This window comes from Streptomyces sp. NPDC060049 (assembly GCF_042736715.1).
Classification (GTDB): domain Bacteria; phylum Actinomycetota; class Actinomycetes; order Streptomycetales; family Streptomycetaceae; genus Streptomyces.
The window spans coordinates 282,975-301,550 of the sequence record NZ_JBHWVV010000009.1 but is presented as its reverse complement, the minus strand read 5'-3'; the positions used below and the strand labels follow the sequence as shown (position 1 = coordinate 301,550).

Here is an 18,576-nt window from a genome sequence, read left to right as displayed (position 1 = left end):
ATCGGTTGTCCTGCTGGTCGGGCGGTTGGGCCGGTGCTGACGGGCGGGGCGGTTGGCCAGCTGCCCCGCGGGCTGACTTCCCGGTCCTGTGGGGCTGCCTGCTTCCGCTGCGGCTGCCTGCGGGCCGCCGATCGGTTGTCCTGCTGGTCGGCCGGTTGGGCCGGTGCTGACGGGCGGGGCGGTTGGCCAGCTGCCCTGCAGGCTGGCTTCCCGGCCCTGTGGGGCTGCCTGCTTCCGCCCGCTCCTGCTGCGGCTGCCTGCAGGCCGTCGATCGGTTGTCCTGCTGGTCGGGCGGTTGGGCCGGTGCTGACGGGCGGGGCGGTTGGCCAGCTGCCCCGCGGGCTGACTTCCCGGTCCTGTGGGGCAGCCTGCTTCCGCTGCGGCTGCCTGTGGGCCGCCGCCCCGGTTGTCCTGCTGGTCGGGCGGTTGGGCTGGTGCTGACGGGCGGGGCGGTTGGCCAGCTGCCCCGCGGGCTGGCTTACCGGTCCCGTGGGGCAGCCTGCTTCCGCTGCGCCTGCCCGGCCCTCTGGGCCATACCGCCTGGCTGCCCGGTTGACCGACCGACCGGCTGAGCCGCGGGCCGCTGGGGGCAGTGCGGCGCCCCCGGGCGGTGGCCCGCGGGTCTCTTCCCGAGCCGAAGCCCGATGGCCCACGCGAGGAACGGGATCCGCGCGGTCCCGGCCCCCCGCCGGACCACCTTGCGACGGGGGCCGACCAGGGCCCGGGCGCCCGGCTCCGGCCCTTGCCGCGGGTCCGGGCCGAGTCGGAGCGACCGGGCGTGACCGGTGACTGGTGTGACCAGGGCCGGAGGCGGGCGTGGCCAGGCCCGAGGGCGGGTGTGACCAGGGCCGGTGACTGGTGTGACCAGGGCCGGAGGCGGGCGTGGCCGGGGCCGGAGGGGCGTGACCGAGGCCCGGGGCCTGCCTGGCGGGCCGTGAGGATCAGCGGCGGCGGGTCGTGACGGTCTTCTCCACGGCGAACAGCTCTTCCTCCACGTGGTCCAGAGCCAGCCGCAGCGCTCCCGTGGCCACGGCCGCCTCGCCCAGCAGGGAGAGCGCCACGCGCGGCGGGCGCAGACAGTACCGCTGCAGTTCGCGGCGCAGGGGGTCCAGCACCCCGTCCATCCCGGCCGCCCAGCCCCCCACCACCACCAGCTCCGGATCCATCGCCAGGACCAGCGCCGCCACGTCGTGGACCAGCCGTTGGATGAACCGGTCCACCGCGGCCACCGCCCTCGCGTCTCCGCGTTTGGCCATCGCGAAGACCTCCGCGACCGCCCGCTCGTCCAGGGGGTGCAGCGGCTCACCGGTCGTCGACAGCAGCCTCTCGGGCGTGACCTCTCGACCCAGCAGATGCAGCGCGCCGATCTCACCGGCCGCCCCGCCGAAGCCGCGGTGCAGGCGGCCGCCGATCAGCGAACCCGCGCCGGGGCTGAGTCCCGCCATCACGAAGACCATGTCGTCGGTGTCCGTCGCCGCGCCCTTCCAGTGCTCGGCGACCGCCGCCGCGTTGGCGTCGTTCTCCACCTGGACCGGGCAGCGGAAGGAGCGCCGCAGCCGGTCGCCGAGGGGCAGCCCCGTCCAGCCGGGCAGGGCCGTACCGAGCCGGACGGTGCCGTCCGCCTCGACGATCCCCGGGCTGCCCACTCCGACCGCCCGCAGGGAGTCCCGGGGTACGCCGGCCTTGCGCAGCAGGTCGGCCACCGCACCGCGGACCCGCTCCAGCCGTTCGTCGGCGGACGCCGTCTCGGCGACCTCCTTGGTGCCGGCGCCGATGATCCGCCCGTCCAGGCCGGACAGCAGCACCGCGATCCGGTGGGAGCCGATCTCCACACCGAGCAAGTGCCCCGCTTCCGCGCGGAACCGGAACCGTCTCGCGGGGCGCCCCTGGCGCCGGGCGCCCTCCTCCGCGCCGGCTTCGACGACGAGCCCCGTGCCGATGAGTCCCTCGACGACGCCCTCGACCGTCGGTCGTGAGAGCCCGGTCACCCGCGTGAGGTCGGTGAGGGTCGGTGCTTCGGCCGCGCGCAGTGCCCGCAGGACGACGGCGGAGTTGATCCGCCGGAGCAGAGAGGGGTCCCCGCCGGTCAGCTGCCCCAACGTGATTCCTCCCAGCGAGCGAGCTTGTCAGCCGGATGGTACTGCGCACCCGCCGCAACGGCGAGAAGCAGCCCCCCAACGTCCGGAATCCGCCCTTCCTCCCCCGCGGGTTCGCGGAGGTCAGGCCGGGGCGACGAATCCCGACTCGTAGGCGGTGATAACGGCCTGGGTCCGGTCCCGTGCGCCCAGCTTGGCGAGGATCGCGCTCACGTGGGATTTCACCGTCTCCGTCCCGACGATCAGCTCGCGGGCGATCTCGATGTTGGTCAGGCCCTTCGTCATCAGCCGCAGGACGGCCTCCTCGCGCTCGGTCAGGGCGGCGCGCTCCAGCGTCTTGCGTGCCGTGCGGTTCCCGTACTCGGCTGCGAGCGCCCGTACCGCCGCGGGAAACAGCAGGGTCTCGCCCTCCGCCACCAGCCGGACCGCGTGCACGATCTCCGAGGGGCGGGCCCGCTTCAGCAGGAACCCGTCCGCGCCGGCCCGCAGCGCCTGGTAGACGTACTCGTCGTTCTCGAAGGTGGTGACCACGAGGATCTTCGGCGGCGAGTCCACCGTCCGCAGGACCGCCTTGGTCGCCTCGATCCCGTCGAGCAGCGGCATCCGCACGTCCATCGCCACCACATCCGGGCGCAGTTGCCGCACGAGCGGTACCACCGAGGCGCCGTCGGCGGCCTCACCGACGACCTCGATGTCGGGCTGGGCGTCCAGGACGGCACGCAAACCCACGCGCACCAGGGGTTCGTCGTCGACGAGCAGTACGGTAACCGGCATCCGGTCAGCGTATTCGCTCCAGCGGCAGCCGCGCGCGCACCCTCCAACCCCCCTTGTACGGACCGGTATCGACCTCCCCGCCGAGCAGTGCGGCCCGCTCCCGCATTCCCCGCAGCCCGCTGCCGCTGCCGGCCATCACGGTGGGCCGGGCCGGCAGCGGATTCGTCACCTCCAGGTCCAGGCGGTCGGCGGCCATGCCGATCCGGACCCGCACCGGCACGGGGCCGCAGTGGCGCAGCACATTGGTGAGCGCCTCCTGGAGGATCCGGTACGCCTCCCGGGCGACAGGACCCGGCAATTGCTCGAGGGGTCCGAGCAGTTCCGCGTCGACGGCGGCGCCGGAAGCCCGTGCGGATTCGAGGAGCCGGTCCGCCTCCGCCAGCGTCGGCCGCTGGGACGGCCGCTGACCGGACTCCCGCAGGACGAGCAGAACCCGCTCCAGGTCCTCCAGCGCGGCTCGGCCCGTCTCCTCGATCGCGCTCAGCGCGCGGTCGGTGAACTCCGGGTCGCCGGCCGCCCGGGCAGCCCCCGCCTGGACGACCGCCACGGTCAGGGCGTGGCCGATGGAATCGTGCAGCTCCCGTGCGATACGGGTGCGCTCCAGCAGTTGTTCGGTACGCGCTTCGAGGACGGTGAGCCGCTCCGCGGCCGAAGGGCCCAGCAGCCGGCGGGCGATGGCGGTGACCAGCTTGCCGAGCAGCACCACGACGACGAGCAGCACCACCAGGGGCAGCGGTGCCAGCACCCACGCCGCCCAGGGCGCAGGAGTGAAGGGCATGACGTTGTCCTTCGTGACCGTGCCGCCGAGCGCGGTGACGATGAGCTCGACCGTCAATACGGGAAGCCACACACTCGCGTACATGGTGGCCAGCGCGAGCACGAGCCGTATCTCCAGCCACAGCAGGGTCCGCCAGCGGTCCGTCCACCGCTTGGACGCGACCGTGCTGAAGCTTCCGCCTCCGGTGTCCTGGTCGTGGGGCGCCAGCAGGAACTGCGCCTGGAGCCCCTCGGCAAGCCGCATCCAGGGCAGCAGCCCGAGCGGTATGACGAGGAGCAGCGGCATCCACGGAGCTTCGGGCTCTATGAACATCCACACGGCGAGCATGAGCACGGGCACGCACAGGTGTACCCAGCGCGAGTAGGTCACGGGTCGAAGAGCGGCGCGGAACAGTCGGTACATCTCCTCATCGTGGCAGTTCACGGTGGTGCGGAGGCTCCCCCACGTGGGGGAGGGGGAATCCACTCGCGGGGGAGGAAGAGGGGTGGGGCCGGCAGCGAATCTTGAGGCATGAACAGCATCGAGATCCGAGAACTGACCAAGGAGTTCGGCCGGACCCGGGCCGTGGACCACCTCACCTTCGATGTCATGCCCGGCCGCGTCACCGGATTCCTCGGGCCCAACGGCGCCGGGAAGTCCACCACGATGCGGCTCCTGCTGGGGCTGGACCGGATCACCTCCGGAACGGCCACCATCGGGGGTCGGCGGTTCACCGAGTTTCCCGACCCCCTCCACCGGGTGGGCGCCCTGCTCGACGCGCAGTCGGCGCACGGCGGCCGGACGGCCATGGACCACCTCCGCTTCCTCGCGGCGGCCAACCGCGTCCCGATGAGCCGCGTGGAAGCGGTCTTGGAGCAGGCGGGGATCGCCTCGGCGGCCAAGCGGCGGATCAAGACCTTCTCCCTGGGCATGCGCCAGCGCCTCGGTATAGCGGCCGCGCTGCTCGCAGACCCCGGTGTGCTGCTCCTGGACGAGCCGACGAACGGGCTCGACCCCGAGGGCATCATCTGGATCCGCGAACTCATGCGCGCCCTGGCCGCCGAGGGGCGCACCGTCCTCGTCTCCAGCCACCTGATGACCGAGACCGCCGCCCTCGCCGATCACCTCGTCGTACTGGGGCAGGGCAGGCTGCTGGCCGACACCTCGATGGAGGATTTCATCGACGCCCGCAGCACCCCGAGGGTAAGGCTGCGCACCACCGACCCGATCCGGCTGCGCTCCGCCCTCGCCCGCGACGGCCTCGAACTGGTCACTTCCGACGGCGGGCGGTGGACCGTGGAAGGCATACAGGCCGAGCAACTCGGTGCCATGGCAGCCCGCGAAGGCATCCCGATGCTGGAACTGGTCGACGAGCGGGCCTCGCTGGAACAGGCCTACCTCGATCTGACCGCCGAGCACGCCCAGTTCTCCGCCACCCGCTGACGCAACCCTCAAGGAGGCTTCCCATGAGCACCGCTCTGCCCACGGTCCCTGTCCTGCACTCGGAATGGATCAAGATACGCTCCCTGCGCGGCACCTTCGGAGCGCTGATGGCCGTGTTCGTCGTCACCGCCGGAATTCAGACCCTGGCGGCCGCGCTGATCGGCGAGGCCGAGGCCGGCAACCTGGGGGACGATCCGCTCCTCGCGGCCTTCTACGGAGTCAACTTCGGCCAGATAGCCGCCTTCGCCTTCGGCGCGACGGCGCTCTCCTGCGAATTCCACAACGGCGCCCTGCGCACGTCGTTGACCGCGGTGCCGAGCCGCGCGAGGTTCTACCTGTCGAAGATGACCGTGGTGGGAGGACTCGCGTTCCTGGCCGGACAGCTCGCCGCCCTGGCCGCCTTCATCGGCGGGCAGGCGTTCATGGGGCCCTACGCCCTGGAACTCGGCAGCCCGGGTACCTACCGCGCGATCTTCGGATGCGGCCTGTACCTCACGCTGATGGCCCTGCTCGCCGCCGGGCTGACCGCGGTACTGCGCAGTGCGACGGCAGTCCTGAGTCTGCTCATACCCTTCGTCCTGATGGTGTCGTTCGTGCTAGGCGCGGCCTCCGAAGGCGTCGCCCGGTTCCTGCCGGACCGTGCCGGCCAGATGGTCATGCGGATGGAGTCGCCGGAGGGCCTCGGCCCGTGGACCGGCATCGGAATCCTTGCCCTGTGGGCGCTGGTCGCGGTGGTCGGCGGAGGGCTGGCGGTGCGGCGCCGGGACGCCTGACGCCGAGCCGGCCGCCGCGGGCTCCCCGGATCGCCCGAGCGGCGGCACCGTCCGGGACCGCCTCAGGTACGTGCGGAGGAGCGCGGCGGGCGAGCGGCTGTCACTGCTCGGCTATGAGGAGGGGGAGTTCGCGCATGTCGTGGAAGACGATGGTGCCAGGGCCTTCGAGCTGGTCGGCCCGGGTCAACCCGCCGGCATAGCCGAAGGCCCGCATCCCGGCGGCGCGGGCCGCCTGGACGCCGGGCCTGCTGTCCTCGACGACCACGCAAGCGGCGGGGTCGACGCCCATCTGCCGGGCGGCGTACAGGAACAGGTCCGGGGCGGGCTTCCCGCGGGGGACCTCGGTGGCGCTGTGAATGCGGCCCTCGAACCGTTCGTAGAGGCCGGTGCGGCCGAGGGTGTGGCGCATCTTCTCGTGCGAGCCGCTGGAGGCGACACAGGTGGGCAGGTTGATCGCGTCGAGCGCCTCGGGCAGCCCGTCGACAGGGGACAGACCGGTGTCCACGGCCTCCCGGTGGAGCTGTTCGAACCGCTTCGACCAGAGGGCGGCCGTCTCGGGGCCCAGCCGGGCGGCGACCTGTTCGCCGATGGAGGCATTGGAGCGTCCGATGAACCGGTCGACGACCTCGTCCTCGGTCAGCGGCCAGCCGAGCTCTGCTCCCAGGGCGACCTGCACACGGGCGGCGATCCGTTCGCTGTCGACCAGCACCCCGTCGCAGTCGAATATCACGAGTTCGATCGGCTTGGTCATCCCGGAAGCATAAATGCTCCATGATCACGGGTTAGCAGTCACCCAGGGGGCTAGCGGTCACCCCGGGGGCTGGCGGTCACCCCGGGAGTGAAAGGCGGAAGAATCAGCCTCGTGCGGACCGGCGCCCTCGGCGGCAGCGCGGAGGCGGGCGTATTCGTGGGCCATGGATTCGGCGGTCCAGTGCGCGTTGAGACCACTCGGGTTGGGCAGGGCCCAGATACGAGTGGCACCGATGGTGCGGTCCTGAGGACCGATCTGTGCCTTTCGCTCGCCGAACGGCGGACAGATTGGCGCTGACGGTGACCTTCGCGCCACTCTGTCGGTTCTCAGCCGTTCCGCCGAGAGTCGTTGATCCGTAACGCTCCGTACTGACACGCTCTGACCAGGCAGGCAGTGAGCCGGCCAGCGAGGAGACGCCATGTCCGAGACCACGCCCAACTCCAAGGGCCCCGCGCCGGCTCAGTACAAGCCCACAGCGACAGAACCCGCTGCGAACTATGACGACACACTGAAGCGGATCGACGCTCAGGCAGCCGAACTCGCGAAGTCGCTTGAACAACTGAAGGATGCTCCCGAAGCCACTCGGGCGGCTGCCGTCAACGCCGTGAAACCGCACCTCACCGGCTTCTACACCAACTGGTCGCACTACGAAAGTGGCCGCTCCAGCTTGATCCCGGCAGAACAGGTCAAGCCCGAGGACATCGGCACACTGTCAATTGAGGATCGGGGCGGTAAGCCCGTCATCGTCGTCAGCGGCGGAAAGTACGTTCCGGCAGAGCTGTCGGTGGTTCATGTGGTGCAAGCACGCCAGAAGAACATCTTCCTGGCGAAGGTGAGTGACCAGGCAGAAAGGTACGACGAAATGATCAGCTACATGAAGGAAATTCCCTCCGGCATGTGAACTGTCGTACATCAGACGCCGGCAGGGCATGCCGACACTGAACCGGGGCAGCGCCAGAACAGCGGAGCCTGAACCCCGAAATCCTCACGCGTTTTGAGTCGGTGGCACGGACAGCGGTTGAACGTTCCCGTCCGTGTTCGTCCTGCTGAGCATGACGCCCCCACCGTCATGGTGGGGGCTTTTGCGTGTCCGCAGGTCAGGCAGCCAGCATCACATGCAGGTTGCTACGGCTTGCGAAGGCGGTGCGGTAGGCGGTGACTCCGACGACGGCCAACCACTGGGGGCGCAGGAGTTCGACCTTGGCGGTCAGGATGCGGCCGCCCTCGCGGAACTCCTCGGAGCTCAGTTCGTCGGCGCGCGCGGTGGCCCGGGCCACGACGTTGGTGATGCCGAGGCGGTAGCTCAGCAACTCCTCCTGCTCCGCCGGGGCGAGGCGTCGCGGGGTGAAACCGGACAGGTGCAGGACCGGCCAGAAGCGGTTGCCGGGGCGGGCGAAGTGGTGGCCCGTCGCGGCGGAGAGGAGACCAGGGTTGATGCCGCAGAAGAGGACACGAAGCCCGCCCGCGACCACGTCCGGGAGGACGCGGTCACGGGCGGCGTTCAGCTCGTCGGGGGTCAGAGGATCGACCCCGGGGTGTAGCCGGCGGCCTCCGGGTGCTCCTTGGTGATCGCTTCGATGCGCGAGAGCACCACGGCGACCTGATCGCCCGCGGCGCCGGTGAAGGACAGCTTGTCGGCCATCAGGGCGTCGAGCTGGGTCCGGTCCAGCGGCATCCGCTCGTCGGCGGCCAGCTTGTCGAGCAGCTCGTTGCGCTCGGCGCCCTGCTCGCGCATGGCGAGGGCGGAGGCCACCGCGTGCTCCTTGATGACCTCGTGGGCGGCCTCGCGGCCCACCCCGGCCCGCACCGCGCCCATGAGGACCTTGGTGGTGGCGAGGAAGGGGAGGTAGCGGTCCAGCTCGCGGGCCACGACGGCGGGGAAGGCGCCGAACTCGTCGAGGACGGTCAGGAAGGTCTCCATCAGGCCGTCGAGCGCGAAGAACGCGTCGGGCAGGGCGACACGGCGGACCACGGAGCAGGAGACGTCGCCCTCGTTCCACTGGTCGCCGGCCAGCTCGCCGGTCATCGACGCGTAGCCGCGCAGGATGACCATCAGACCGTTCACGCGCTCGCAGGAGCGGGTGTTCATCTTGTGCGGCATCGCGGAGGAGCCGACCTGACCGGGCTTGAAGCCCTCGGTGACCAGCTCGTGGCCGGCCATCAGGCGGATCGTCTTGGCGATCGACGACGGGGCGGCGGCCAGCTGCACCAGGGCGGTGACCACGTCGTAGTCGAGCGAGCGCGGGTAGACCTGGCCGACGGAGGTGAAGGCCTGGCCGAAGCCGAGGTGGGCGGCGATGCGCTGCTCGAGGTCGGCGAGCTTCGAGGTGTCGCCGCCCAACAGGTCGAGCATGTCCTGCGAGGTGCCGACGGGACCCTTGATGCCGCGCAGTGGGTAGCGGCCCAGCAGGTCCTCCAGGCGGCCGTAGGCGACGAGCAGCTCGTCGGCGGCCGTGGCGAAGCGCTTGCCCAGGGTCGTCGCCTGCGCGGCGACGTTGTGGGAGCGGCCGGCCATGACCAGCTCGGCGTGCTCGCCGGCCAGCTTGCCCAGACGGGCGAGGACGGCGACCGTGCGGTCGCGGGCCAGCTCCAGGGAGAGCCGGATCTGGAGCTGCTCGACGTTCTCGGTGAGGTCGCGCGAGGTCATGCCCTTGTGGACGTGCTCGTGGCCGGCGAGGGCGTTGAACTCCTCGATGCGGGCCTTCACGTCGTGGCGGGTGACCTTCTCGCGCTCCGCGATGGAGGCGAGGTCGACGGTCTCCAGGACGCGCTCGTAGTCGGCGAGGGCCTCGTCCGGGACCTCGATACCGAGGTCCTTCTGGGCGCGGAGCACGGCGAGCCACAGCCGCCGCTCCAGCGTCACCTTGTATTCGGGGGACCACAGGACGGCGAGCTCCGCGGAGGCGTAGCGGCCGGCCAGGACATTGGGGATGCGGGGCTTGGCAGTCACGTGGAGGGATTCTACTTGGGTCGCGGCTGTGCGTTCACGCAGGTGGGAACCCCACCGGGGATTGTGGCTTGCTACGAGGGCGAGGAAAGGGCGAGGAAAGGGGCGAGGAGAGGGCGAGGAGAGGACGAGGACGGCGACCGGCGGGTGCGGGTGGTGGCCCCGGGCTTACGGGAGCCGTTCTCCGGCCGGAGCCCCGTAGGGCAGCAGCTCGGGGCGCTTGGCCGGGCGGCCGTCCCCGCTGGAGCGGCCCGTCAGGCGGCGGCCGAGCCACGGCAGCAGGTGCTCACGCGCGAAGCTGAGGTCCTGTGCCCGCCGTACGGCCCACCCCGCCGGGACGGCCGAGGGCAGCTCGGCGCGCCAGTCCTCCCCGGGCGGCAGGCCCAGCGCCCGCCAGACCGCCTCGGCGACCCTGCGGTGGCCTTCGGCCGTCAGGTGCAGCCGGTCCACGTCCCACATCCGGGGATCGGCGAGCACGGGGGCCCCGTACAGGTCCACCACGACGGCGCCGTGCCGCGCGGCGAGCTCCTCGATGATGACGAAGACCTCCTCCATGCGCGGGCGGAAGCGATCCATCACGGGCCCGTCGCGTCCCGGCGAGCGCATCAGGACCAGCGTCCCGCAGGCGGGCGCCAGCAAGCCGACTGCCTCCTCCAGGTGCTCGCGGACCCGGCCCATGTCGACCTTGGGTCGCAGAGCGTCGTTCAGGCCGCCGACCAGGGTCACGAGGTCCGCGCCCATCGCGGCGGCCGCCGGCGCCTGCTCCTCGGCGATCTGCCCGATGAGCTTGCCGCGGACCGCGAGGTTGGCGTAGCGGAAGCCGGGCTCGCGCGCGGCCAGGCGATCGGCCAGCAGATCGGCCCAGCCCCGGTAGGAGCCGTCGGGAAGCAGGTCCGACATGCCCTCGGTGAAGGAGTCGCCGACCGCGACGAAACTGGTGTAGGACGCATTCATCTCCATGGCGGGAGCGATGCTACCGCGCGGTATCCCGGTCCCGCAGGCTGGGACCGGGATACCAGGCGATACGGGGATACCGGGATACTGGGAAGCGCGCCCGGCTACGGGGAGGCGGGCCGGCCGAACAGTTCCCGCAGGACGTCCTCCATCGTGACGAGCCCCGTCATCACGCCGTCGGGCCCGAGTACTGCCGCCAGGTGCGTACGGCTGCGCCGCATCGCGGTCAGCACGTCGTCCAGCGGGGTCTCCGCCCGCACCTGGGCGATCGGCCGCAGCGCGGCGACCGGGAACGGCTCGTCCCGCTCCACCACGTCCAGGACGTCCTTGACGTGCAGGTATCCCAGGATCCGGTGCCGTGCGTCGATCATCGGGAAACGGGAGTACCCGGACTCAGCCGACAGCTGCTCCAGCCCGGCCGGCGTAATGCCCTCGTAGGCCGGAACGACCCGGTCCGCCGGCAGCACCACATCGGTCACCGGGCGCCGCCCCAGCTCCAGGGCGTCGTGCAGCCGCTCGCTCGCCCGGTCGTCGATGAGGCCGGCCTCACTGGAGTCCTTGACGATCCGGGCCAGCTCGTCGTCGGAGAAGGTCGCCCCGACCTCGTCCTTGACCTCCACCCGCAGCAGGCGCAGCAGGGCGCTGGCGAAGGCGTTGATCGCGAAGATCACCGGCTTCAGTGCCCGGGTCAGGGTCACCAGCGGCGGGCCCAGCGCCAGCGCGGTCCGAACCGGTTCGGCCAGAGCCACGTTCTTCGGCAGCATCTCGCCGAAGAGCATGTGCAGGTACGTGGCCAGCGCCAGCGCCACCACGAAGGAGATCGCGTGCGTCAACCCGTCCGGTACCCCGAAGAAGTCGAACACCGGGGTCAGCAGGTGCGCGATGGCCGGCTCGGCCACCACGCCCAGCACCAGGGTGCACAGCGTGATGCCCAACTGGGCGGCAGCCATCAGAGCCGACACGTGCTCCAGGCCCCACAGTACGGCGCGCGCCCTGCGGTCGCCGTTTTCGGCATAGGGCTCGATCTGGCTTCGGCGGACCGAGATCAGCGCGAATTCCGCGCCGACGAAGAAGGCGTTGACGACGAGGGTCGCCAGGCCGATCAGCAACTGGACGACGGTCATCGGGTCTCCTCCGCACCGTGGTCGCCGGTGGGCTCGGCCGGCACGCGCAGCAGCACCCGCGCCGCCCGCCGCCCGCTCGCGTCCACCACGTCCAAGCGCCAGCCGTCGAGCTCCAGGCTGTCGCCGACCACCGGGATCCGCCCCAGTCGGGTCGCTATCAGTCCGGCCAGGGTCTCGTACGGACCGTCCGGCACGCGCAGTCCGATCCGCTGGAGCTGGTCGGTGCGCGCGGAGCCCTCCGCGGAGTACAGCGCGCGCCCGGCGGTGTCCTCCCCGGCCGGCGCCAGGTCGGAGGTCTCGTGCGGGTCGTGCTCGTCGCGGACCTCGCCGACGACCTCCTCGACGATGTCCTCCAGCGTGGCCACACCGGCCGTGCCGCCGTACTCGTCGATGACGACGGCCATCGTCTGCTTGCCGGACAGCCGGTCCAGCAGCCGGTCCACGGTCAGCGACTCCGGGACGAGGAGCGGTTCGCGCAGCAGCTGCGACACCGGATGGCGGTGGCGCTCCTCGGCGGGCAGGGTCAGTACGTCCTTGATGTGGACGGTCCCCACGACGGTGTCGAGGCTGCCCCGGTAGACGGGGAAGCGGGACAGACCCGTGGCGCGCGTCGCGTTGGCCACGTCCTCGGCGGTGGTCTGCACGTCGAGGGCGGTCACCTGGACGCGCGGGGTCATGACGTTCTCCGCGGTCAGGTCGGCGAGGTTCAAGGTGCGCACGAACAGCTCGGCGGTGTCCTTCTCCAGGGCGCCGGCCTTCGCGGAGTGCCGGGCCAGGGCCACCAACTCCTGCGGGGTGCGAGCGGAGGCGAGCTCCTCGGCCGGCTCCATGCCGAACCGGCGGACCATGTGGTTCGCCGTGGTGTTCAGATGGCTGATCAGGGGCTTGAAGGTGCGGCTGAAGACCCGCTGCGTGGTTGCTACGCGCTTGGCGACGGCCAGCGGTGAGGAGATCGCCCAGTTCTTGGGCACCAGCTCGCCGACGACCATCAGCACGACGGTCGACAGCACGGTGCCGAGGACCAGGGCGGTGGAGGACGCGACGCCGGCGGACAGCCCCATGGCTTCGAAGGGGCCCTTGAGCAGGGCGGCGATCGAGGGCTTGGAGATCATGCCGATGACCAGCCCGGTCACGGTGATGCCCAGCTGGGCGCCGGACAGCTGGAACGTCAGGCTGCGGACGGCGGCCAGGGCGCTGTCGGCGCCGCGCTCGCCGCGCTCGACGGCCCCCTCCAGCTCGCTGCGCTCGATGGTGGTCAGCGAGAACTCGGCCGCGACGAAGATCCCGCAGACGACGCAGAGCAGCAGGGCCAAGAGGAGCAGGAGCACTTCGGTCATCGGTTGTTCACCTCCGTCCCATGATCAGCCAGGAGGCGGTGGGTCGCGCGGTGTCGCGCACGGGGATGAAGGGCATTGGGAGGCTCGCCCATGGGCGGACGCTCACACCTTTCGTTTCGAGAGGACCGTCGGGGACCGTTCGCCCCATGGTAAAGGACAGGCAAAGTGGTCGGGGCATCCTTGTGGCGGAGCGAACCGTGCGTGATGGGATCCGCCCATGAACGATCTTCGCATCCAACCCGCCGCGGCGGCCGACCTCGCCACCGTCCTCGACTTCTGGAAGGCGGCCGCCGAGGGCACGAGTATCAGCGACGACCTCGACGGCGTCGAGCGCCTCCACGCCCGCGACCCGCAGGCACTGCTGCTCGCCCGCCGGGGCGGCGAACTGGTGGGCACGGTCATAGCCGGGTTCGACGGCTGGCGGTGCCATCTGTACCGCCTCGCGGTGCACCCGGACCACCGCCGCCAGGGGATCGGGTCGGCGCTGCTGGCGGCCGCCGAAGAGCGGTTCTCGGCGCTGGGCGGGCGGCGGTCCGACGCGATGGTCCTCGACCGCAACGAGCGGGGGCGGCGGGCCTGGGAGGCCGCCGGCTACCACCCCGAGGGCCACTGGACGCGCTGGGTCAAGCCGCTGGGCGGGTGATCCCGCGGTCCGGCGCGCCGGGCGGGCCGCCGGGCGGGCCGCCGGACCGGCCGCCCGCCCCGCGGTCCCGCCTACGCCGGCCAGCGGTTCAGGAAGGAACCGGCGGACCAGGTGCCCGCCAGAGGCGCGGCCAGCCAGGAGGGGGCCGCCGCCCGGAAGGCGGCGGGGTCCCACGAGCCCGCGCCGGAGGGGATCGCGCCCAGGAGGGGGAGCGCGGAGACCGAGGGCAGGTCGGCCAGGTTGCAACGGGCGGCCAGGTCGGGGTCGGCGGGCCAGCTGCCGATCACCACGCCGAGGGCGTCGAGGTCCCGGGCCCGGAGGGCTTCCGCGGTCAGGGCCGTGGAGTTGAGCGTGCCCAGGCCCGCCGGGGCCACGATCAGCGTCGGGGCGCCGAGGAGCCGGGCGGCGTCGGCCAGGGTGTGGCCGGCCTCGTCGAAGCGGACCAGCAGACCGCCCGCCCCCTCGACCAGGACCAGGTCGTGCGAGAGGGCCAGGCGCTGCGCGGCTTCCGCGATCTGCTCGGGGGAGAGCGTCGCCGAGCCTGCGCGGCGGGCCGCCGTGTCCGGGGCCAACGGTTCGGGGTAGCGGGCCAGTTCCACCGCGGTGACGGCGGAGCCGGCCAGCCGGACTGCCTCCGCGGCGTCCCCGGGCTCGGCCGGGCCGACGCCCGTCTGGGCCGGTTTGAGGACGGCCACCGAACGGCCGGCGGCGAGGGCCGCCGCCGCGACGGCCGAGGTGACGACCGTCTTGCCGATCTCCGTGCCCGTCCCCGAGATCACGAGTACCGAGGGGTGGGGCACGTCAAGCCTCCTTCGCGGCCGCGACGACACCGCGGCAGATGCGGGCGAGGTCGCCGTCGCCGGTGACGAACGGCGGCATCGTGTAGATCAGGTCCCGGAACGGGCGCAGCCAGACGCCCTCCCGGACCGCAGCCCGGGTGGCGCTCGACATGTCGACTTGGCGATCGAGCTGGATCACGCCGATCGCGCCCAGCACGCGGACCTCCTTGACTCCGGGCAGGGAAGCCGCCGGAGCCAGGCCTTCGAGCAGCCCCGCCTCGATGCGCTTGACCTCGCGCTGCCAGTCCTGGCCGAGGAGCAGGTCGATCGAGGCCAGCGCCACCGCCGTGGCGAGCGGGTTGCCCATGAAGGTCGGTCCGTGGGCCAGGACGGGCACTTCGCCCTGGGAGATGCCCTCCGCCACGCGCGCCGTGCAGAGCGTGGCGGAGAGCGTCAGGTACCCGCCCGTCAGCGACTTGCCCAGGCACAGCACGTCCGGGGTGATCCCCGCGTGGTCCGCCGCGAACAGCGCGCCCGTACGGCCGAAGCCGGTGGCGATCTCGTCGAGGATCAGCAGGACCCCGAACTCGTCGCACAGCTCGCGCAGGACGCGCAGGTAGCCCGGGTTGTGGAAGCGCATGCCCCCCGCGCCCTGGACCACCGGTTCGACGATGACCGCCGCCAGTTCCTCCGCGTGCGCCTCGATCAGGGAGCGCAGGTGGGCGACGTAGGCGGGGTCGAGCGCTGCGTGGAACCCGCTCGGCGGGGCGTCCGCGAAGAGCTGGCGCGGCAGGACGCCCGACCACAGCTCGTGCATGCCGCCCTCGGGGTCGCAGACGGCCATCGGCTGCCAGGTGTCGCCGTGGTAGCCGCCGCGCCACGTGAGCAGGCGGGTCTTCGCGGGACGGCCCACCGAACGCCAGTACTGGAGGCACATCTTCACCGCGACCTCCACCGAGACCGAGCCCGAGTCGGCGAGGAAGACGTGCTGCAGGCCGGCCGGGGTGATCTCGACGAGCTTCGCGGCCAGCCGGACGGCGGGCTCGTGGGTGAGCCCGCCGAACATCACGTGCGCCATGCGGCCGAGCTGTCCGGTCACCGCCTCGTTGAGGGCGGGGTGGTTGTACCCGTGGATCGCCGACCACCACGAGGACATGCCGTCGACCAGCTCGTCCTGGCCCTGGGACGGCTCGGCGAGCCGCAGCCGCACCCCCGAGGCGGACGCGACGACCAGCGGATCCTGCCGTCCGGGCATCGGTCCGTAGGGGTGCCAGACGTGCTGCCGGTCCAGCGCGAGCAGTTCGGCGGCCGGCAGCGGGTCGGGCGAGTGGGGCCGGTCAGGCATTGGGAGCGAGATCCGTTCCCGCGCCGCGGCGGCGTACGGCCACCAGGCCGGGCCGGACGTCGCCGGCCTCCGCCTGGGCCGGTACGGGGGCCTCGTGGTCGGCGTGTCCCGAGCAGCCGCTGCACGCCGAGCCGCAGCCGGCCTCGTCCGCCGGGGCGGAGGAACCGCAGACCGGGGCGCCGCCGCCCTGGGAGCCGCAGCCCCCGGTGGCCGCCTCGACCTCGGAGCGGTGCGTGGGGAGGGTCGGCGTTCCGGCTCCCTCCACCTCGAAACCGGCGTCCGCGATCATGTCGAGGTCGGCCTGTCCGGCCTGGCCCTCGCTGGTCAGGTAGTCGCCCAGGAAGATGGAGTTGACCAGGTGCAGGGCGAGGGGCTGCATGGTGCGCAGGTGCACCTCGCGGCCGCCCGCGAGGCGGACCTCGACGTCGGGGCAGACGAAGCGGACCATCGCGAGGATGCGCAGGGCGCGCTGCGGGGTGAGGTTCCACTCCTTGGCCAGCGGGGTGCCCTCGAAGGGGATCAGGAAGTTGACCGGCACCGAGTCGGGGTCCAGCTCGCGCAGCGAGTAGACGACGTCGACGAGGTCCTCGTCGCTCTCGCCCATGCCGGCGATCAGGCCGGAGCAGGCGGACAGGCCGGCGGCGTGCGCCTTCTGCACCGTGTCGACCCGGTCCGCGTAGGTGTGCGTCTTGGTGATCTGGCCGTAGGTGGCCTCGGAGGTGTTGAGGTTGTGGTTGTAGGCGTCCGCGCCGGCGTCCTTGAGCCGCTCCGCCTGGCCGTCCGACAGCAGACCGAGGCACGCGCACACCTCGACGCCCTCGTTCTGCTCCTTGATGGCCTCGATGGTCTTGCCGACGCGGTCCACGTCCCGGTCCGTCGGACCGCGTCCGCTCGCCACCAGGCAGACCCGCTTCGCCCCGCCGGCGACGCCGGCGGCCGCGGCCTGGGAGGCCTCCTCGGGCTTGAGCCACGTGTACTTGAGGATCTCGGCCTTCGACCCCAGCCGCTGGGAGCAGTACGAGCAGTCCTCGGGGCAGAGCCCCGATTTCAGGTTGACCAGGTAGTTCAGCTTGACCCGGCGCCCGAACCACTGGCGGCGCACCTTGCCGGCCGCGGCCACCACGTCGAGCAGTTCGTCGTCAGAGGTCGCCAGCACGGCGAGTGCCTCTTCGCGGGTCGGCAGCTCGCGCCGCAGCCCCTTGTCCACGAGGGTGTTCAGCAGGTCCATGACGCCGATCCTGGACCACGTGACCACTCCCGGCCAAGGAGGGATCGAACAACATGGCCGGAACGGAGTGTGTGTATCGCCACACCTGGCACTCGAGTCACGGCGGCTAGGGTCGGGCAGGTCTGTGGACTGCCGACAAACGCGAGGACCGCCGATGCCCCAGAACACCCCCGCCGCCGTGGACGTCTTCGCCTGGATCGACGACGCGGAGCGGGCCCGGGAACAGGCCGGACTCGTCCGGACACTGCGTCCGCGCCCGGCCTCCTCGCCGCTCCTCGATCTCGCGAGCAACGACTACCTCGGCCTGTCCCGGCACCCCGAGACCGTCAGGGGCGCGCGGGAGGCCGCCGAGCGCTGGGGCGCCGGGGCGACCGGCTCGCGCCTGGTCACCGGGACGACCGAGCTGCACGCGGAGCTGGAGCGCGAGCTGGCCGCCTTCTGCGGGTTCGAGGCCGCGCTGGTGCTCTCCTCCGGGTACGCGGCCAACCTCGCCGCCGTCACCGCGCTCAGCGACCGGGGCACCCTGGTCGTCTCCGACGCGGGCAACCACGCCTCGATCGTGGACGGCTGCAGGCTCTCGCGCGCCGAGACCGCCGTCGTCCCGCACTCCGACCCCGACACGGCCGCGAAGACGCTCGCCGCCCACGAGGGCCGGGCGCTGCTGGTCACCGACTCGGTGTTCTCGGTCGACGGCGACGCCGCCCCGCTCGCCGGCTACGCCGCGGTCTGCCGGACGGCGGGCGCGGCCCTGCTCGTGGACGACGCGCACGGGCTCGGCGTCCTCGGCGAGGGGGGCCGGGGCGCGCTGAGTGGCGCCGGGCTCGCGGGCGCCCCCGGGGTGGTCGCGACGATGACCCTCTCGAAGTCGCTGGGCAGTCAGGGCGGGGCCGTGCTCGGCCCGGCCAAGGTGATCCGCCACCTGGTCAACACGGCCCGGACCTTCATCTTCGACACCGGGCTCGCCCCGGCCGCGACGGGCGCCGCCCTGGCGGCCCTGCGCCTGCTGCAACGGGAGCCGGAACGCGCTGACCGGGCCCGCCAGGTGGCCGCCGACCTGTACGGGCGGCTCACCGCGTCCGGCCTGACCGCGGCCCGGCCGGACGCGGCCGTGGTGTCGGTACGGGCCCCGTCGGCTTCGGCGGCACTGCGCTGGGCCGCCGACTGCCGCGAGGCAGGTCTGTCCGTGGGGTGCTTCCGTCCGCCGTCGGTGCCGGACGGCATCTCCCGGCTGCGGCTGACCGCGCGGGCCGATCTCACGGGGGACGAGATCAGCCGTGCCGTGGAGACGATCCTGCGGACCGCTCCGGCCGGAGCCACGGACCGCTAGGCCGTCTCCTTCCACGGACCGCTGGACGGAGCCGCGGGCGCGGGTGCGCCCGTACGTCCGCCCCGGTTCCCGCTGCTAGGCGCCCACGTCCGCCCGTACGCAGCCGAGGAAGCCTTCCCAGGCCGGCCCGGTGAAGAGCACGGCCGGGCCGTCCGCCCGTTTGGAATCGCGGACGGCCAGCAGGCCGCCACCGAGGACGGCCGTTTCGACACAGTTGTTCATTCCGGTACTGCGGCTGCTCCGCAGCCACCGCGCGCTGTTCAGAAGTCCGCCGGTGGATAAGGGGGTTGCGGACACG

The 18,576-nt window shown here is 72.1% G+C and carries 17 protein-coding genes and 1 pseudogene; 5 read left to right on the top strand and 13 right to left on the bottom strand.

What is annotated here, in order from left to right; genetic code table 11:
• Nucleotides 1-941: 941 nt before the first annotated feature.
• From ACFWBY_RS19375 to ACFWBY_RS19365, 3 genes are all read right to left on the bottom strand, one after another.
• A complete protein-coding gene (locus ACFWBY_RS19375) occupies nt 942-2,099 on the bottom strand; it encodes an ROK family transcriptional regulator (protein ID WP_385338630.1) in 1,158 nt (385 codons plus the stop codon).
• A 120-nt stretch (nt 2,100-2,219) separates the two neighbouring features.
• Nucleotides 2,220-2,870: a response regulator gene (locus ACFWBY_RS19370; RefSeq protein ID WP_385338633.1), complete on the bottom strand. Its 651-nt coding sequence runs from the start codon at nt 2,868-2,870 to the stop codon at nt 2,220-2,222.
• Between the two features lie 4 nt (nt 2,871-2,874).
• Complete coding sequence (locus tag ACFWBY_RS19365) at nt 2,875-4,050, bottom strand: sensor histidine kinase (protein ID WP_385338635.1); 1,176 nt, start codon at nt 4,048-4,050, stop codon at nt 2,875-2,877.
• Nucleotides 4,051-4,158: 108 nt separating this feature from the next.
• Here ACFWBY_RS19365 and ACFWBY_RS19360 point away from each other — a divergent pair, with 108 nt between their 5' ends.
• The gene (locus tag ACFWBY_RS19360; RefSeq protein ID WP_385338638.1) at nt 4,159-5,070 is read left to right on the top strand and encodes an ABC transporter ATP-binding protein; all 912 of its coding nucleotides are present in this window, start codon (nt 4,159-4,161) and stop codon (nt 5,068-5,070) included.
• Between the two features lie 23 nt (nt 5,071-5,093).
• The gene (locus ACFWBY_RS19355; protein WP_385338641.1) at nt 5,094-5,843 is read left to right on the top strand and encodes an ABC transporter permease; all 750 of its coding nucleotides are present in this window, start codon (nt 5,094-5,096) and stop codon (nt 5,841-5,843) included.
• Between the two features lie 100 nt (nt 5,844-5,943).
• On the opposite strand, the gene ACFWBY_RS19350 is transcribed toward ACFWBY_RS19355, so the two are convergent.
• A complete protein-coding gene (locus tag ACFWBY_RS19350; RefSeq protein ID WP_385338643.1) occupies nt 5,944-6,594 on the bottom strand; it encodes an HAD family hydrolase in 651 nt (216 codons plus the stop codon).
• 418 nt (nt 6,595-7,012) lie between these two features.
• On the opposite strand from ACFWBY_RS19350, the gene ACFWBY_RS19345 reads away from it, so the two are divergent.
• On the top strand, nt 7,013-7,495 hold the full coding sequence (locus tag ACFWBY_RS19345) for a hypothetical protein (protein WP_385338646.1): 483 nt from the start codon (nt 7,013-7,015) through the stop codon (nt 7,493-7,495).
• Nucleotides 7,496-7,721: 226 nt separating this feature from the next.
• Here ACFWBY_RS19345 and ACFWBY_RS19340 read toward each other — a convergent pair.
• The 5 genes and pseudogenes from ACFWBY_RS19340 to ACFWBY_RS19320 all read right to left on the bottom strand — a co-directional run.
• Nucleotides 7,722-8,114 (bottom strand): annotated as a pseudogene (locus tag ACFWBY_RS19340) (mismatch-specific DNA-glycosylase); the annotation flags it as partial.
• A complete protein-coding gene (gene purB, locus ACFWBY_RS19335; protein WP_385338649.1) occupies nt 8,111-9,544 on the bottom strand; it encodes an adenylosuccinate lyase in 1,434 nt (477 codons plus the stop codon). The gene purB and the pseudogene ACFWBY_RS19340, both read right to left, overlap by 4 nt.
• A 165-nt stretch (nt 9,545-9,709) precedes the next feature.
• Complete coding sequence (locus tag ACFWBY_RS19330; RefSeq protein ID WP_385338652.1) at nt 9,710-10,501, bottom strand: SGNH/GDSL hydrolase family protein; 792 nt, start codon at nt 10,499-10,501, stop codon at nt 9,710-9,712.
• A gap of 98 nt (nt 10,502-10,599) precedes the next feature.
• Nucleotides 10,600-11,619, bottom strand: a complete 1,020-nt coding sequence (locus tag ACFWBY_RS19325; protein WP_385338655.1) for a hemolysin family protein — start codon at nt 11,617-11,619, stop codon at nt 10,600-10,602.
• On the bottom strand, nt 11,616-12,956 hold the full coding sequence (locus ACFWBY_RS19320; RefSeq protein WP_385338658.1) for a hemolysin family protein: 1,341 nt from the start codon (nt 12,954-12,956) through the stop codon (nt 11,616-11,618). Before ACFWBY_RS19320 ends, ACFWBY_RS19325 begins: the two co-directional genes overlap by 4 nt.
• Before the next feature lie 217 nt (nt 12,957-13,173).
• Here ACFWBY_RS19320 and ACFWBY_RS19315 point away from each other — a divergent pair, with 217 nt between their 5' ends.
• On the top strand, nt 13,174-13,599 hold the full coding sequence (locus tag ACFWBY_RS19315; protein ID WP_385338661.1) for a GNAT family N-acetyltransferase: 426 nt from the start codon (nt 13,174-13,176) through the stop codon (nt 13,597-13,599).
• Between the two features lie 71 nt (nt 13,600-13,670).
• Here the strand turns inward: ACFWBY_RS19315 and bioD are convergent, their stop codons facing one another.
• Genes bioD through bioB form a run of 3 tightly spaced genes read right to left on the bottom strand, consistent with a single transcriptional unit; the run spans nt 13,671 to nt 16,951 of the window.
• Entirely contained in the window at nt 13,671-14,399 is a 729-nt protein-coding gene (gene bioD / locus ACFWBY_RS19310) for a dethiobiotin synthase (RefSeq protein WP_385338664.1), read from the bottom strand.
• Nucleotide 14,400: 1 nt separating this feature from the next.
• Entirely contained in the window at nt 14,401-15,723 is a 1,323-nt protein-coding gene (locus ACFWBY_RS19305; RefSeq protein WP_385338667.1) for an adenosylmethionine--8-amino-7-oxononanoate transaminase, read from the bottom strand.
• Nucleotides 15,716-16,951 carry a biotin synthase BioB gene (gene bioB / locus ACFWBY_RS19300; protein WP_385338670.1) on the bottom strand — a complete coding sequence of 412 codons (1,236 nt, stop codon included), beginning with the start codon at nt 16,949-16,951 and terminating at the stop codon, nt 15,716-15,718. Before bioB ends, ACFWBY_RS19305 begins: the two co-directional genes overlap by 8 nt.
• A 154-nt stretch (nt 16,952-17,105) precedes the next feature.
• On the opposite strand from bioB, the gene ACFWBY_RS19295 reads away from it, so the two are divergent.
• A complete protein-coding gene (locus ACFWBY_RS19295) occupies nt 17,106-18,278 on the top strand; it encodes an 8-amino-7-oxononanoate synthase (RefSeq protein ID WP_385338673.1) in 1,173 nt (390 codons plus the stop codon).
• Nucleotides 18,279-18,353: 75 nt separating this feature from the next.
• On the opposite strand, the gene ACFWBY_RS19290 is transcribed toward ACFWBY_RS19295, so the two are convergent.
• Nucleotides 18,354-18,575 (bottom strand): DUF397 domain-containing protein, encoded by a 222-nt coding sequence (locus ACFWBY_RS19290; protein ID WP_385338676.1) that lies wholly within the window; start codon nt 18,573-18,575, stop codon nt 18,354-18,356.
• Between the last annotated feature and the right edge of the window lies 1 nt (nt 18,576).